7 protein-coding genes are annotated in these 15,135 nt (G+C 56.7%); 2 read left to right on the top strand and 5 right to left on the bottom strand.

The annotated features are described in order from the left end of the window. Positions 1–197: 197 nt before the first annotated feature. The 3 genes from RCJ00_RS09995 to RCJ00_RS09985 all read right to left on the bottom strand — a co-directional run bounded on the left by RCJ00_RS09995 (position 198) and on the right by RCJ00_RS09985 (position 6,656). Positions 198–3,074, bottom strand: coding sequence for a TonB-dependent receptor domain-containing protein (locus tag RCJ00_RS09995; protein ID WP_316221714.1), 2,877 nt, complete (start codon positions 3,072–3,074; stop codon positions 198–200). Positions 3,075–3,384: 310 nt separating this feature from the next. After that, entirely contained in the window at positions 3,385–4,962 is a 1,578-nt protein-coding gene (locus tag RCJ00_RS09990) for a DUF5597 domain-containing protein (RefSeq protein ID WP_316221712.1), read from the bottom strand. Beyond that, the gene (locus RCJ00_RS09985) at positions 4,959–6,656 is read right to left on the bottom strand and encodes a DUF885 family protein (RefSeq protein WP_316221711.1); all 1,698 of its coding nucleotides are present in this window, start codon (positions 6,654–6,656) and stop codon (positions 4,959–4,961) included. The genes RCJ00_RS09990 and RCJ00_RS09985 overlap by 4 nt, the downstream gene beginning before the upstream one ends. Positions 6,657–7,195: 539 nt before the next feature. Here RCJ00_RS09985 and RCJ00_RS09980 point away from each other — a divergent pair. Then, positions 7,196–9,304, top strand: a complete 2,109-nt coding sequence (locus tag RCJ00_RS09980) for a beta-galactosidase (RefSeq protein WP_316221710.1) — start codon at positions 7,196–7,198, stop codon at positions 9,302–9,304. 64 nt (positions 9,305–9,368) lie between these two features. Further along, entirely contained in the window at positions 9,369–12,578 is a 3,210-nt protein-coding gene (locus RCJ00_RS09975) for an alpha-L-rhamnosidase (protein WP_316221709.1), read from the top strand. A 118-nt stretch (positions 12,579–12,696) separates the two neighbouring features. Here RCJ00_RS09975 and RCJ00_RS09970 read toward each other — a convergent pair whose 3' ends face one another. Both RCJ00_RS09970 and RCJ00_RS09965 read right to left on the bottom strand, forming a co-directional pair. Beyond that, positions 12,697–13,569, bottom strand: a complete 873-nt coding sequence (locus RCJ00_RS09970; RefSeq protein ID WP_316221708.1) for a nuclear transport factor 2 family protein — start codon at positions 13,567–13,569, stop codon at positions 12,697–12,699. Positions 13,570–13,652: 83 nt separating this feature from the next. Next, entirely contained in the window at positions 13,653–15,119 is a 1,467-nt protein-coding gene (locus tag RCJ00_RS09965; RefSeq protein WP_316221707.1) for an MDR family MFS transporter, read from the bottom strand. Positions 15,120–15,135 lie beyond the last annotated feature (16 nt).

Raw genomic sequence — 15,135 nt, 5'->3', positions numbered from 1 at the left:
AAACGAGCTAACGGATTGCGCGAATAGAGCTGAGAGCGGCAATCTGTCAGGTTTCTTTACGAGATCCTCCTGTGAAGCCGCACCTACCTGCGCCGGTCCTTTATCCGATCGACTTCGAAGCGACCTGACAGCTTATGTTATGAAAAGAACCCCGCCGAATGGCTCCGGCGGGGTTCGTCATGTGTCAGGTCGTCACCTTAGTTTTTATAGCTCAGACGAAGATATCCGAACTGACCTTGCAGATCGTAAGCCGCGTCGTAACCACCGCAGGCCAGACAGATCGGCGCTGTCTTGCCGAAGAGGTTGTTGACGCCGATGGCAAACTCGTACTTGCCACCCAGCTTTTCCGGCGTCCAGCCGAACTGGATATCGGTATAGGTGGTGGCCTTCATAGTGTTGTTGTAGTTAGGTTCATCCAGTTCGCTGATATAGCGGCCCGTCAACGAGCCGAACATATTGCCCTTCTGCCAGGTCAAGGTCACGTTCGAGCGATTTTCCGGATAGGCTTGGCCGTTGTTTTCGACACCTTTGTAGTCCAACACCGTAGTCCCCGTCGCCGACGGCAGCGACGTTTGGTATTTGTCGAGGAAGGTGGCTTGCCAGATCAAGCCGAAGCGGCCAAGAGCCGTTTGCGGTGCCCGATAGTTGAGCGTCAGGTCGACGCCGGCGCTTTCCAGCGTACCGACATTTTGCAGTATCCCGCGGATCTGGGTGATTGAGCCGGTCGCACTGCGCGTAATGGCGCCACAACTCGTGGCGTCGAGCGAGGTGACGCAATTGTTGAGCAGGACGTCAGCACTGATCGACGTAATAGAGTTATCGACCTTGATGTCGTAGTAATCGGCTTCCAGCGATATGGCATCTACAAATGGCAGGCTCTTTGCCCAGCTTGGGCTGTAGGCAAAGCCCACAACTGTGCTTTCCGAGGTTTCCGGCTTCAGAGCTTTGTTGCCGCCGGTAATGATCGGCAACTGACCGTTAAGCTGGACGTAGCTGCCATCGGCGGGAACGCCGAGTGTGATACAGTTGGCCTTGATTGTGGCCGAAACGCCCGATGTGTTGAAACCAGAGCACGGATCGGCGACACCGCCGTCAAAGCGCGACGGGGCGCCATACAGTTCGCCTATGCTGGGCGCGCGGAAACCTTCAGACCAAGTGGCCCGCAGACGCAGGTCATTGAACGGCTTCCAGCTCAAGCCGGCCTTAGTGGTCGAATCCGAGCCACTGGTGCTGTAATCAAAATAGCGAATGGCGAAGGTTGCCTCCAGCAAACGCACACCGGGCAGGTCTTTGAGGAGCGGTACATCTGCTTCGGCATAGATTTCTTTGACATTGTAGCTGCCGCGCGTCGGCAAGGCGGGAATGTCCGATCCCAGGCCGGCGGCCACGACCGGGTCCGGATCGAACGAGCCCGCCAGACGACGGTACTCGACGCCAGCGGCGACACCCAACGGGCCCGCCGGCAGTTCAAACAACGATCCGGTAATATTGGCCGAGAAATCGACCATGCTTTGCTCGGACGCGTCGTTCTGTCGGAACAGGACGTAGTTGAGCATGTCCTGCGTCACAGCGCCTTTGCCGCCGAAGATGTTGAACGGCACACAATCGCCTGTACAGTCCGCCAGCGGCCCCAAGGCCTTGGCGAGCTTGGCGGCGTTAATATTGCCCGACATGGTCTGTGTGGCCTTGTTGGTCGAATATATTCCGCTGACGTCCCAGTACCAGGTCTTGCCGAAACCGTCGAAATTGCCATCGAAGCCGGCGTTGAAGTAAGCGGTATTGACTCTCTGTTCGAAGTGACGCGGCCCCGCTTCGACAAGGCGCTTGCCTATGAAGGCATAGTTGGCGCCAGCCCCACCCGCGCCGCCGGCGCTTAAGGTGAAGCCAAACGGATTATAGGGATTGGTCTTATCAATAGAGATGGTGTCGAGCAGATTGCCATTGCCGGCATCCGGACCGACGAACAGCGGCAGGGGCGCCGCCTGGTTCGCAGATGAGCGCTCGTTGTAAGTCGCTTTGAACTTGAAATTTGCCCGATCGCCCAGGGGCTGCACATAGCTGACAAAGGTGCCGACGCGCTTGTTGGGCGTCAGGATGTAATTGTATGGGCTGAAGTTGAAGCGATCGGCGACGGTGAAAGCTTTGTAGTCGCTATTAGGGCCGGTCGGGTCTGTCAGATCGATGAAGGGCTTTCCGGTCAGTACCGGCGCCTTCAAGGTGATGTTCATGCTTTCGCCGGTCAGCGGATTGGTAACGATGACGCGGGCATTGGGCGTGCCGGAGGAACAGTTGGAATCGCATTGGGTCGCACCGGGAGTCGGGAAACTGTAGAGCGCGCGGTCGGCCTTGAAGATCGATCCCTGACGCGCATAGTTGCCGCCTATGATCAGGCTCCCGCCAGTTGACTCAAAGGTGTGACCATAGCTGTAATTGTACAGCTCGGTGACGCCATCACCCTTATCATAGGCGCCTGTTTGGCCGCTGAAGGCCCAGCCCTCCTGCTTCGTCTTGGTAATAATATTGACGACACCGGAAATGGCGTCAGACCCATAAACCGCCGAGGCGCCGTCGCGCAGGATTTCGACGCGTTCGATCAGGCTTTCCGGGATGGCATTGAGGTCGACGGCGGCTGGCACGCCACTGGCGGCTGTACCATTTATGAAGCGCTGGCCATCGACGAGCACAAGCGCGCGCCTAGAACCCAAATAGCGGATATCGACTTCGGCAGAGCCGGCACCGACGCCGCCGCCGTCGGGTGGATTGCCATTGTTGCCGGAAGAATTAGAGCGCGAATTGATGCCGCCGGTCGTACCCGGAAGGCGCTGGAGGATGTCGGTCAGGGACGTCAGGCCCGTTCGTTTGATATCTGCCTGATCTAGGTGGGTTACAGGTGCCGCCTGGCGTACGGGGTCACGACGGATGCGCGAACCGGTGACAACGATTTCAACCGCATTATCGTCTGCAGACGGCGCCGGATCGGCAGTTTGAGCATAGGTAACAGCCGGCATAACACTGGCGATAACAAGTAGACTCGCTGCCAGTTTCAGACTCGAATTTCCGTATCGATACTTCATTCCGCACCTCCAAAAATGAACTCAGAGGGAAAACGTATACGAAATACGGTTGCGGACAACGTGAACTTTCACAAATTCGACACATATGTTGCGATGCGACAATTGTGTCACAATTTTACCGTATTTTGCCCGTTTTTTAGACTTTGTAAGAAAATAAATGCTGCGGCGCACACATTAAATAGGCGATTCTTTCTAGGGAATTTCTAAATATACGAGTCCAAATTGAGAATTTATTTTTGCGTTGCAACACAAAAGGGTGCGCTTTTGCACACCCCTTCCAATACTTAAAAATACTACCGTTATAAATTGTCTAGTAGGTTCCGAGTGTTACGCGGATCAGTTTCTGGTCTTTGCGAAAGTTGATACCGTAATCGGTTTCATCGCCATTGAGCCAGCGCGTCGATTTCCACACGCCGTTCTCGTAGCTCCCCTCCTCCACACGCGCCAACCGGCCATAAAGACCATCCTTCGTCACGCGCTTGAATTCGAAGCGTACGTCGACACCGCTGATCAAATAGGTGGTAGCGTCGAGCTGGATGACAAGCGCGCGACCCAGTCCATCTTTGGAATTTGGCACGATGGCCGGCAATTCTCCCCAAGGCGGCGGACCATAGGACAGATCGACCCGCCAATCGCCGAAATCGAGTGCCTGGCGGCCTCGACCGGGTTCTTCCACCGATGCTTTTAAGCGCTTGTTCAGCAAGGCCTGCCCGAGCAGGTCCTGAATCGGCGCCAATAGTTTGTAATTGTCGCCGTGCGCTTTCGCCGCCGCCAGATGCGCCTCCGACGCCGGATCATTGTCGATGCCGAAGGTTGAGAATCCGACACCGCCACGATCAAGCACATAATACAAAAACGAAGCTGTATTGGCGTCAAAACCCGTCTCCGATACCCACGACGGATTATCGGGACGCGCATACTGATCAAGGACTTTGCGATATTCGCCGGCATCGCTGGTGTAGATGTCGGTGCCGATGAAATCGATCGCCGGACTGACGGAACGCCAGATATCGAACACATTGAACGTCGCACCGCCACTGGGATAGTCGATACCAGGATACTTCTTATCCTTGTAACGCAGCCACGTGTTGACATAAAGCGGCAAGGGATAGACGGCCTTGCCGGCCGCCGCTACCTCGTTGATATAGCGCGCCGTCGACCAGGCGCCGAAAGCTTCATCGGCGTCCGGTCCAAAAACCTCACGCCAGGTGCCAGGTTTCAGGGAAAGTTTATCGAGGACCGCCTGTGGTACGGCACCGTTGAATTGGCTTTGCGCCTCCGCCCCGAAATCGCGGACCGAGCCGATAGCGCCGGGTTCATTCTCGACTTGCACGACGATGACCGTGTGCTGATCGCCATCCACCTTTTTGAGGTGGCGCATCAGGGCGGCGAAAGCACGCTTGTCGGCCTCGACATTGGTACGTACGTTCGGTGACAGGACGCTGACCGGCTCGCCGCGCTCATTCATCATACGCGGATAGGTCTTGCGATCGGCCTGCATCCATTCCGGTACGTAATGCATCTCACCGTTCTTCCAGGTGCCAAACCACAGAAGTGTCAGGCGGACATGGGTGGCGCGCGCCTTGGCTATAAGCGCGTCGATATTGGTCGTATCGTAAACGCCGGGCCTGGGCTCAAACTGCTCCCAGTAGACCGGGGCCTGAACGACATTGGGTGACAGGGCCAGCGCGGCCGGCCACGCCTTGTCGAGATGCGTCGGCCAGGCGCTGGAATTGTGCAACTGTGCGGCCATCATAAAGAAGGGCTTGCCATCGACCATCAGGGCAAAACGATCGCCGTGCTTGACAAAGGTCGGCATGTCTTCGGCAAATGCCGGAGAGACCAGGGCGAAAACGGCGGCAATGGCCAGCCACAGGCGCCGCATCATTGTGCAGACGCCTTGGTCTCGACGCGCAAGGGCGCTCTGATCATATCCGCCTCAATAAGCGGGAAAGGAATAACCCCCGACGCATTCATTTTCGTGAAAAAGTCCGGGAGACTGAATGGCTTACCCTCTTTTTCCATCTCGAAGCTGTATTCGCTCATCAGGCGGTCGAGCTCGAGTTTGCCGGTGATATAGCTGGTGCCGTAGCCGGGCTGACGCAGATATAGCAGCTGCTCGAAGCCAACCAGATCGCTATCGGGATCGGACCATTTACGCGGCGTCCAGCGGGCATGGAATTCGCCGGCCTCCCTCAAGGTCATATCGTTCGACTGAACATAGAGTGAAGCCAGCCCACGCGCGGCGCGATTGGCCAGCATGATCCAGACGATTTCGCGACTACGCGGCGTGTCGTCGTAAAGTCCGGCATGCAGCAAAAGCTCCTCCACCGCCGTCGCCATGCCTTCGGATCGGCTGTCGTACATGTCGTAGAGCGGCACATTGGCGCGAATCTGACTGGCATTCGGTTCATGTTTGCGGCGTGCCAGTTCGATCCAGTGATAGTCGTGCGAAAACAGGCCTGACGGATCGAGGGCCATGCCGTGCGAGAAGAAGTTGCGCTTTTCCGGCGGCGTGTAAGCGCCGACCTGGTTCGCCATGGCCTCTCGGTAATAGGGCTGGTCATCGACCAGACCGCCCTTGATCAGAAAGTCGGTCAAGGTCCGCATCTTGGTCTTAGCCATGGCCATATAGGCGTCCGGATCATTGACCGGATCAAGCTGCGGCAGGTTACGGTTACGATACTCTTCCAGCGCAAGCGATGCCCGCGACCGCTCCAGTTCGCGCTTCAACAGGGTTTCCTGCTCGGCCCAGGTGTAGGGCACGAGGTGAACGTTTTTCATATACCAGTCGTAATTGTCCTTGCCCACACCGGAAGGACCCGTCTTCGACGGCGCTTCTGCATCAAGCCACTGCTGGAAAGCGTCGGTCGCGGCCTTGGCCTTCGCCACCGCCGTGATCAGGGCCTTGTCGGCGCCCTTAAGCGAGCCATGTACCCGGCCTTCGAGCGTTCGCATATCCAGCGTGCCATCCTGCAGCGCCGCCAGGGTGGCGCTTTGCTCGCGGAAGGCGCGCGTGCCGTAAACCCACAGATCGCGGGCGTTGGAATCCCTCAGATTGATTTTCGCCTGCTCAAGGATCGCCGGAATGGCGCCGATCTGACAAGTCAGGGTTTTCTGATCGGCTTTGGAGAGGGGATATCGATAGGTCTGCAAGTCGATGATCGGGAAGATCGATGGCCCTTCATGTTCGGGCACGTCGCTGTCCTCGCCCCAGACACTCGCATAAAAGCTTGGATCACGCGCCCATGGCTTGAGAACGCGCAAATCGAAATCCATGCCGTTCATTTCGGCGGCGACGAGCTTGGCGTCACCGATTTGCGCAGTTGTCCAGCCCGCCGTATCGATGGCGGTGAGCTTTTGTTGGAAGTCGGCCAAACCCCTGGCTTTTTCTGCCATGGCGCTTGCGCTGTAATCTGGAGCGCATGCCTTGACGGCCGGCGGCTCAAATGTGCGCCACTTCGCGGACAGTTCCGTCAGTTGCCGGTAATCCGTGGCAGCGAAGGTTGCCGTCGCCGCACTGCTCATCAGCAGGCTGGATATGATCAACGGCAAGCGCCAGGTTCGTATACAAAAAGCCATAGCCATCTCCGAACCAAATTATACGAATAAATTATACGATATTTTGGAAGCCTTAACCTGTCAAGTTTGGAGAACGATGTAGCAATGAAGTGAGCGAGGGTCGATCCTTCGAACGTTTCCACACCCCTACTAGGATCGCAAATTGTACGTTAAATCGACTAAGAGACAGCGAGGTCATGGCGCGCTGGACAAGGCCTGAGAGGATTAAATCAACCTTATTCTAGACTTTGCCGCCGACGACCGTCCGGTGTTGAACAGCGTGCTTCAAGTCTTGCCTTTACATGTGAGGCGGTTTGAAATCCATACTTAATAGCCTATCAAACATTTGATTTGTATGAAATATTTATCGTTTCAATTCGCACCCCAACGCCCATAGTATGGATTTTTCGGCAAATCAGCTTATCGACTGAGCCATTTTATTACAAACAACTGATTGTGATAAAGTGTGATTATTAGAATTGACGAAATCGCTCTGAGGCAGGCATACAATCGTCAGACAATTTAAAGACAACAAATAGCCCAAAAGGGGGGATTCATCTATGCTGCGCCCTGTGTCTTTCATCCTCGCGCTCGCCGCCACCGCCCTTAGCCTGACGGTTTTGGAAGCCAGAGCCGCACCTAAACTGCCAGGTACCGTACTTTACGGCGTTGCCTATTACGACGAATACACGCCCGTCGACCGCATCGACGAAGACGCCCGCATGATGAAGGCCGCAGGTATCTCCGTGGTCCGTATCGCGGAATCCACTTGGTCAACCTTGGAGCCCAGCGATGGCGTTTTCGACTTTACGCATGTAGACCGCACTTTGGCGGCCATGAATAAGCAGGGCATCAAGGTCATCATCGGCACCCCAACCTATGCCGTACCGGCCTGGTTGGTGAAGGCCCATCCGAATGTGCTGGTAGTCACCGCCCAAGGCCGGGCCAATTTCGGCCCGCGCCAGAATATGGACATCACCGATCCCCAATACCGAAGAGCCGCTGAAAAGGTCATTGTCGCGCTGATCGACCACGTAAAGGATAATCCAGCCGTGATAGGCTATCAGGTCGACAATGAAACCAAGGCCTATGGTACATCTGGTCCAAATGTGCAGGCGGGATTTGTCGCCTCGCTGCGCAAGACATATCCGGATCTCAATATGCTGAACAAAGCATTTGGCCTTGACTACTGGAGCAACCGTATCAACGACTGGTCCGAATTTCCGTCCGTCAACGGCTCGATCAATGCCAGTCTAACCAATGCGTTTGCAGACTATCAGCGCGGCCTGGTCACCGATTATCTCGCTTGGCAAGCCGATCTGGTGCGCAAGCATGCCCGCCCCGACCAGTTCATTACTCAAAACTTCGATTTGGGTTGGAAAAATGGCTCGTTCGGTATCCAGCCGGAGGTCAATCACTGGGAGGCTGCCAAGGCCCTCGATGTGGCAGGTGTCGACATCTACCACCCCAGCCAGGACAAGCTGACAGGCGCAGATATCGCCTTTGGCGGCGATCTTTCGCGCTCTATAAAAAATGGTCAGAACTATCTGGTAATGGAAACCCAAGCTCAGGGCTTCCCGGACTGGACGCCTTATCCAGGTCAACTTCGACTTCAAGCGTTCAGCCATCTGGCGTCCGGCGCCAACATGGTCGAATATTGGCACTGGGCTACGACGGCCAATGGCGTCGAGACCTATTGGCGGGGTCTCCTGTCGCAAGACTATAAGCCGACCCCCGCCTACGAAGAGGCCAAGACGATCGGTGCCGACTTCAAGCGACTGGGGCCAAAGCTGGTCAATATGACCAAGACGAACTCGGTCGCGATTTATGTGAGCAATACTGCACTTAGCGGATTCGACGCGTTCAAGATTGACGCCGACGGCCGAAAAATAAGTTATAATGATGTGATGCGGACCTTTTTTGACGCCCTTTATCGGCAGAACATCGAAGCCGATATACTGTCGCCGTCATCGACAAAAAAGTTGAGCGATTACAAACTCATCATTGTGCCCGCACTGTACGCTGCCAGCGATTCAGACATCCAGCGCCTCAACGATTATGCCAAGGCCGGCGGCCACCTTGTGTACACTTTCAAGAGTGGCTTTTCCGACGAACATACCAAGGTGCGCTACGCAGAGCAGCCTGGTGCCATCGCCGAAGTGGCAGGAGTCCGCTACAACGCGTTTACTCTTCCCGACGGCGTCACCTTAGAAGGCGATCCCTTTAAGGTCGGCGTCCAGGACAACAAGGTCCGCTGGTGGATGGAATTCCTGATCCCGACGACGTCGAAGGTGATCGCCAAATACAAGCACCCCTCTTGGCCGGATTATGCCGCCATGACGCGCAACACCTGGGGCAAGGGCGAGGTCGATTATATCGGCTTCATGCCGACCGATGCCATGGCTGAAAGGATCGTGGCCGATGAAGCCCAGAGGGCGGGTGTCGCTAATCCCTTGCCGGGCGTGCGGTTCCCACTCATCGTTCGCTCTGGCAAGCTACAGAACGGCCATGCGGTTCATTATGTCATGAACTATTCCACGACGGCTCGGTCATTCACAGCGCCATTCAAGTCAGGTCAGGAACTGTTGTCCGCCAAGCCCTTAAGCGGAGGTACTTCGGTTGAGCTTGGCCCCTGGGATGTGAAGATTATCGAAGAGCAGACCCCCTGATTCATTCACCCAACTATCCATTAATCGCCTAAACACATAGGCCTAACTACTTTAGGAGCATTTCATGCGCCTCACCCGTAGATATGCCCTGGCCAGCGTCGGCTCGCTGGCTGTTGCTTCATATGGCGTCGCCAAAGCACGGGTAACGAAGGATAGTCTGCGCGTTGCTGGGCTAAGGGTAAACCAAGTCGAAAACCCCGTCGGTGTTCAAACTCAGGATGTGCGGCTGTCCTGGCAACTAAATACTACTGCCCGAGCGACCAAGCAGACCCTATACCGCGTCATGGCGGCTTCGACGGCGCAGAATTTGGCATCAGGACATTATGACCTTTGGGATAGCGGCCGCGTGTCAGGCGACGGCAATCTCGACGTCGCCTATTCGGGAAAGCCGTTAGCCTCAAGACAACAGGTGTGGTGGCAAGTTCAGGTGTGGGATACGCACGGGCGCACGGCAAGAAGCGCTGCTGCGACCTGGGAAATGGGTCTGCTCGCACCTTCGGACTGGACCGCCGAATGGATTGCCATTGAAAATCAAGAAATGTCGGCAGACCGTGCGACAGGCTTGTTCTGGATCACGGCCCCGCCTCCAGGAAAAGGAAATACCAGTCAATTTCGGCTCAATTTTAGATTGGACGGCGAGGCAGACGTCGATCTTCTGACCTTAGCCGATCAGGACTACCTAGCCTTTATCGATGGGACACCCCTGGATTTACCGCTTTGGATGCCTTCGGCCTTCGGTAAACGCCCGGTTGCCACCGTTTCACGGCGCTTGAATGCGGGTTCACACACCTTGGCCCTCACACCTGATATCGACGGCGGATCATCCCGCGAGGGTGTCGCGCTGAAGTGCGGTATGATGGTCCGTGTTCGATATCCCGACGGTCGGACGCGCCGCTATGGCGACGAATTGGCGCGGGTATCATCGCAAAAGCCGGAAGGCTGGACGCGCCCGGACTTCGATGATCATGGCTGGCTGCCGGCGCAGAAGGTCGAAGGCCGTGGCCAACCGCTGCCGGGCAACGGTGCCTTCCTGGTCCGGCGGGAATTTGGCTTGCTTGACCATATCAAGAGCGCCCGGCTGTATGTCACGGCACTTGGAGTCTATGAAGTCTACATCAACGGCGCCCGAGTGGATGACCACCTCTTGGCCCCCGAAAGCATGGATTTTCGTAAAACCGTGCGCTATCGCGTTCATGACGTGACCAAGCGCCTTCAGGCGGGGAAGAACGTTATCGGTGGCTTGGTCGGTGATGGCTGGTACGGCAGCTATTCCGCGCCGCTCGGGAGGTATGCCTGGGGCGATCCGCCTCTGCGCTTCCTGGCGCAGTTGGAAGTCACCTATGCCGACGGCCAGGTGGAAACTGTGGGTACAGATCCGCATTGGCAGATCAGTCCCGGACCGATTACCATGTGCGAGATTTATAACGGAGAAGACTACGACGCGCGTCTGGAACAACCGGGTTGGGCGAAGGCAGGCTTTACCCCCTCCAAACCCTGGTTACAGGCGAGCTTCATCGCCCCACCGCCGGGTGCCCTGGTCGGCGCGATCAGCGCGCCGATCCGTCGGAAAGCTGCTTTGGCACCTAAGACCGTCACCAAAATCCGAGAAGACTACGTCATAGACTTCGGCCAGAACTTCGCCGGATGGGTGCGCGTCTCCGCCAAGGGTAAAGCCGGCCAGACCCTTACTTTGAAGTACGCAGAGCTTCTCAACGCCGATGGCAGCATCGATCAGTCAAACCTGCGCGCGGCGCGCGCTACCGACACTTACACCTTCCGTGGCGATCCCAAGGGCGAAACCTACGAACCCCGCTTCACCTATCATGGCTTCCGATATGTGCAGATTTCGGGCCTTGCCGCGGCTCCGACCAAAGGTGACCTCGCTGGCATTGTCATTCATACGGACTTACCAGAGACAGGGCGGTTGCGCGTCGCCAACCCGATCATACAGCAGCTGTGGCAGAATAGCCTGTGGAGTCAACGCTCCAACTTCATGGGCATACCGACAGACTGCCCGCAGCGCGACGAGCGGCTCGGCTGGATGGGCGACGCCAACGTCTTCTGGGACGCCGCCTCGTTCAACATGGATGTTGCGGCGTTCACACAGCGATGGACCGCCGACATTCGGGATGCACAGTACGATAACGGCGCCTATAGCAACGTCACGCCAAACACGTTGGTCGACATCGCTAGCAACACCGCCTCTCCCGGTTGGGCCGACGCCGGCGTTGTCCTGCCGTGGACGGCATGGCGGCGGTATGGTGATACGGCCATTATTGACCAGAATTGGGACGCGATGGTTCTTTACCTGGACTATATCCAGGCCCACAGCGAGGACCACATCTGGAACAAGGGCCATGGCTGGGATTTCGGGGACTGGCTCGCCTTTGACGCCAAAAATCCAGACGACCCGACGACCCCAAAAGACCTGATCGGAACGGCTATGGCCAAACACTCGACCGAGGCCCTGGCCGACATGGCCAAGGCCACTGGACGTGCCGGCGCCGCTGAGACATATGCCGTTCTGGCGAATGACATTCGTTCCGCCTTTATTGCACGTTTCGTCAAGGCGGATGGCACGGTCGGCAACGATTCACAGACGAGCTACATTCTGGCGCTCGCCTACGATCTGGTGCCCGAAGGGTTGCGTGCGGCCAGCGCGGGCAAGCTTCTGGAAAACATTAAGCGACGCGGCAACATGCTGACGACTGGGTTCCTCGGCACGCCGGCCAGTCTCGATGTCCTTGCCAATTTCGGTTACGACTCGACGGTATATGACCTGTTGCTCAGGACCGACTATCCGTCTTGGGGCCACATGATCGTCGCCGGTGCCACCACCACTTGGGAACGGTGGAACAGTGACGCTGGCGATCGATCAATGAATTCGTTTAATCATTATGCCTTGGGCGCCGTCATCGGCTTTGTCTATCGTCGGATCGCAGGGATAGAGCCGATTGAACCCGGCTTCAAAACCTTTCGTGTCAATCCGGTGTTGGATCAGCGCATAAAAAGCGGCGGCGGTGATTATGACTCGCGAAATGGACGGATTTCAACGGACTGGTCCGTTGAAACCAACGGCGTGTTTTCGTTGCGCGTGACGGTTCCCGCGAATGCCACGGCGCAGATATACCTGCCGACAAAGGACCCGACCAAGGTTTGGGAGAGTGGACGGGCGCTTAGCAACCGTCACGATTTGAGGCTTTTGGGATCTGATGAGGAAAGGCTTATTGTTGAGGTAGGGTCAGGCACCTACAGCTTTAAGACACAAATATAGCCCTGACTCATTCCGCCAGACCGCTTTGATGATGCCCGTTGTGCGGGTATGATTTCGCCGATCTCACCAAGGATGTCCACGCGGATAAAATCGACGACGGTCAGTCGCTTACATGCCCTCAATATGGCGTTCCGTCCTTATGAACGAAACGCCAACGGCCATCTGCCAAGATCGCTTTCAGGTCATCATCGGGATAGGTCCCCTCGTCACCCGGACTCCGATCACCGACTTCCAGATAAACCACGACATCATCGGTGGTGTTGATCAGATGGTGCCCGTTGCCTGTCCCGGCCTTGAAACCCGCGCACATTCCAGGCGTCAAGCGTGTCTCGCCTTCATCCGTAAAAAGGGTTGGAAAGCCTGCCAGGATATATACGAATTCGTCCTGCTTCGAGTGGGCGTGGCGAAGGGCGGACATGGCGCCTGGTTTTAGTTCCGTCAGATTGACGCCGAAATTACCAAGCCCGAATATATCGCCCAATTGCCGTTTCGCGCGGCCAGCCATGCGCGACGCAAACGGCTCTGGATAATTCGACGGTCTAACACGTACCGGCACCTCGTCCGCGATGACCGCAACGGGCTTAACGCTGGGCGGCAAATCTTCAGGTCCATTCATGCGGGCACCTGTTGGGTTGACGACGTCCGGAGGATAAGTGCCGTGCCCTTCGATCACCCGGCCAGCCCGCAGGCGAAGAACCTCACTGACGCGCACGCCGGCCTGGTTGGTGTAGAGAATAACGAGGTGGTCGACGCCGGCAAATACAGCCTCCACGGTGAAATGCAAATCCGGTATCGCCTCGATACCTGCGCTCCAATAATCTCGAATTTCGGCCTTGCCTTGCAACCGTCCGCCACTGTCGGGGCGAATGCGTGTGGCAAACGGCGACGTAAAGATGGCATCTTCATCGAAATGGGCCAGCACGCGCTCAATGTCGTGCGCATTCCAGGCCGCCACCCAATCGTCTGCGAATGCCTTCAAATCAATATTCATGCCCTCTTCTCCTAGTCTGTAAGGCACTTGCGCGCGATGTCTGCGATTTCTTCTAGATAACTACCGGTTAGGCCCATCAGACGTCAGTGGCTTGCGACCGCACCAGGTGCAGGCCCTTCTGGTTTTCTGATGAAGAAGGCGGCAAAGACGGCGCCAAGCGAGATAATGGCACCGCACAGGAAGGCGGCCTTTATCCCACCGGTCGTTACCGCATGCAGATCGGCGCCAGCGGCGGCCAAGCCTGCGCTCTCCAGCGTCATAATGGCAACAAACAAGGCCGTGCCTGCGGCACCCGCCACTTGCTGTGTGGCGCCGAGCATGGCGCTCCCGTGCGAATACAAATGTGGCGGCAATGCCCCCAGGCTGACCGTAAATAGCGGTGTGAACATCAGGGCGAGGCCGACGCTTAGGGTCAGGTGGGCAATCAGTAACAGCCAAACTGACGTGTCCCGCTGGATGAAGGTTAGCCCCCATAAGGCAAGGCTGAGCAGAACGGCACCTGGAATAACCAGTGGCGCGGGACCATGCTTGTCAAACAGACCGCCAACGGTCGGCGCACATAGTCCCATGACCAGGCCCCCCGGCAAAAGCAGAAATCCGGTCTGTAAAGTCGTCAAGCCCAGGACATTTTGGAGATATATCGGCAGGAGGATGAACGCACCGAACATGGACATCATGAGAATGGCCATCATCGCCATGGCGATGGTGAACCGGCTGTGGGTCAATGTGCGCATGTCGAGTAAGGCGCGGTTCTCTCTCTCCAAAAATCTCTGCCGCATGATGAAGATCGCGATGACGGCGGCACCTATCAGCAAAGGAATCCAGGGCGATATGATGGGGACATGGAGCGCCGCCTCCCCTAGTCCGCTCAGGCCGTAGACGAAACCTCCGAAGCCTATGGCTGACAGAAAAATAGAGAGTATGTCGATTGGCGCCTTGTTCGGAACGGACACATTCTGGATCCGTGCCGCTCCCAAGGCCAGTGCACCCAAAGCGATCGGTAGCACGAGGAGGAACATCCATCGCCAGCCCAGGACCGAAAGGATCAGTCCGGAAATGGTCGGGCCAAGCGCTGGGGCAACCGAGATGACGATGGAAATATTTCCCATGGTCTTGCCGCGGGATTCAGGCGGCACAAGGGTCATGACAGTCGTCATCAGAAGCGGCATCATGATGGCTGTGCCCGACGCCTGCACAATTCGTCCGATGACCAAGATAACGAAGCCCGGCGCCAAGGCCGAGATCAATGTGCCGAAGCAAAATAGAGACATGGCCAGAATAAAAACGGGTCGGGTGTTCAGGCGTTGCAAAAGGAAGCCCGTGATGGGGATCACCACTGCCATGGTCAGCATGAAGGCCGTCGATAGCCATTGCGCAGAACTGGCCGTAACACCCAGGTCTTTCATCAGATGTGGCAGGGCCACAATCATCAGGGTTTCGTTCAGGATCACGACAAAGGCCGAGACCAGCAGAAGACCGATCACAAGCGTATTGCGGGCACCGTGGTCTTCAGTGCTCCCGACCGGCTCTGGATCCAATGGGGATTGCATGTCTGGGGTCATGAGC

The sequence above is a fragment of the Asticcacaulis aquihabitans genome (assembly GCF_032490435.1).
GTDB lineage: Bacteria > Pseudomonadota > Alphaproteobacteria > Caulobacterales > Caulobacteraceae > Asticcacaulis.
The sequence above is the reverse complement of the archived record's forward strand: the minus strand, read 5'-3'. Positions and strand labels throughout refer to the sequence as shown.

What these genes read in the sequence shown, in the direction of transcription:
- RCJ00_RS09965 (WP_316221707.1), bottom strand. Translation starts at nt 15,119, where the DNA reads ATGCAATCCCCATTGGATCCAGAGCCGGTCGGGAGCACTGAAGACCAC.
- RCJ00_RS09975 (WP_316221709.1), top strand. Translation starts at nt 9,369, where the DNA reads ATGCGCCTCACCCGTAGATATGCCCTGGCCAGCGTCGGCTCGCTGGCT.
- RCJ00_RS09980 (WP_316221710.1), top strand. Translation starts at nt 7,196, where the DNA reads ATGCTGCGCCCTGTGTCTTTCATCCTCGCGCTCGCCGCCACCGCCCTT.
- RCJ00_RS09995 (WP_316221714.1), bottom strand. Translation starts at nt 3,074, where the DNA reads ATGAAGTATCGATACGGAAATTCGAGTCTGAAACTGGCAGCGAGTCTA.
- RCJ00_RS09990 (WP_316221712.1), bottom strand. Translation starts at nt 4,962, where the DNA reads ATGATGCGGCGCCTGTGGCTGGCCATTGCCGCCGTTTTCGCCCTGGTC.
- RCJ00_RS09985 (WP_316221711.1), bottom strand. Translation starts at nt 6,656, where the DNA reads ATGGCTTTTTGTATACGAACCTGGCGCTTGCCGTTGATCATATCCAGC.
- RCJ00_RS09970 (WP_316221708.1), bottom strand. Translation starts at nt 13,569, where the DNA reads ATGAATATTGATTTGAAGGCATTCGCAGACGATTGGGTGGCGGCCTGG.